2 protein-coding genes are annotated in these 1,037 nt (G+C 44.0%); one reads left to right on the top strand and one right to left on the bottom strand.

Translation table 11 applies throughout. The features are described 5' to 3' along the window. Positions 1–613: 2-dehydro-3-deoxy-D-gluconate 5-dehydrogenase KduD (gene kduD, locus R7P35_RS26295; protein ID WP_318093437.1), on the bottom strand; the 613-nt coding region annotated here is incomplete at its 3' end. A gap of 255 nt (positions 614–868) precedes the next feature. On the opposite strand from kduD, the gene R7P35_RS26290 reads away from it, so the two are divergent. Beyond that, positions 869–1,037: helix-turn-helix domain-containing protein (locus R7P35_RS26290; protein WP_318093435.1), on the top strand; the 169-nt coding region annotated here is incomplete at its 3' end.

Below are 1,037 nucleotides of genomic sequence, written 5' to 3'. Positions count from 1 at the left end.
GCTGTTCATCGGCACGCAATGCCGCCGTGTTGTTGGTTGCCATGTAACCCGGAGCAATCGCGTTTACGTTGATGCCGTGGCTTGCCCATTCGTTCGCCATTAGGCGAGTCACACCCATTACGCCACTTTTAGACGCAGTGTAAGAAGGCACGCGAATACCGCCTTGGAAAGAAAGCATTGATGCGATGTTGATGATCTTGCCGCCTTCACCTTGCGCGATGAACTGTTTTGCAACCGCTTGAGACATAAAGAACACAGACTTCACGTTGATGTTCATTACGTCATCCCAATCTTGCTCAGAAAACTCGATGGCATCGTTACGACGAATGATGCCCGCGTTGTTCACTAAGATATCAATGCGACCAAGTTCGGTTACTGCGCGGTCAACGATAGTTGGGATGTCGTCTAGTTTCATTAAGTTAGCGCGGATATCGACGAACTTACGGCCTTCAGCCTCTACTTTCTCAATCGTTTCTGTTGGTTCGCTGATGTTTACGCCAACAATGTCACAGCCCGCTTTTGCTAGACCAAGCGCCATACCTTGACCAAGACCAGTGTCACAACCAGTAACAATGGCCACTTTTCCCTCAAGGTTAAATGAATCAAGAATCATGTCGTTTTCCTCAATAGTAGGTAATGTCGTGATTTGGCGTCTTGGCCATGTCACTTTGTATGCATTCATCCTGACCCAAAAAGAAACTGTTTGCAATTTTTTTTGAAAAGGTGTTTTAAAAATATTGATTGCGATCTTGTTTTTCTGGATTCTTTAATTGCTCGGTTTCAAATTTTTGAAAAGGCATTGTAAAAATACTGGTTCTTAAATTTTTCAGCGATATAATGCAGAAAACTAAGAATGAAAGGGGCAACAATGGAAAAGTCGACTCAGCCTGAAGCGGTTTCGTCAGTACTTAAGGTTTTTCATATTCTTCAAGCACTTGGTGAACAGAAAGCCATCGGCGTTTCAGAGCTTTCACAACGTCTAATGATGTCGAAAGCGACTACTTACCGTTTTCTGCAAACCATGAAATCGCTCGGTT

Origin of the sequence: Vibrio sp. Vb0304 (assembly GCF_033338995.1) — a bacterium.
In the GTDB taxonomy this organism is placed as follows: domain Bacteria; phylum Pseudomonadota; class Gammaproteobacteria; order Enterobacterales; family Vibrionaceae; genus Vibrio; species Vibrio alginolyticus.
Note: the sequence above shows the minus strand (reverse complement) of the source record. Positions and strands in the feature narration are given on the sequence as shown.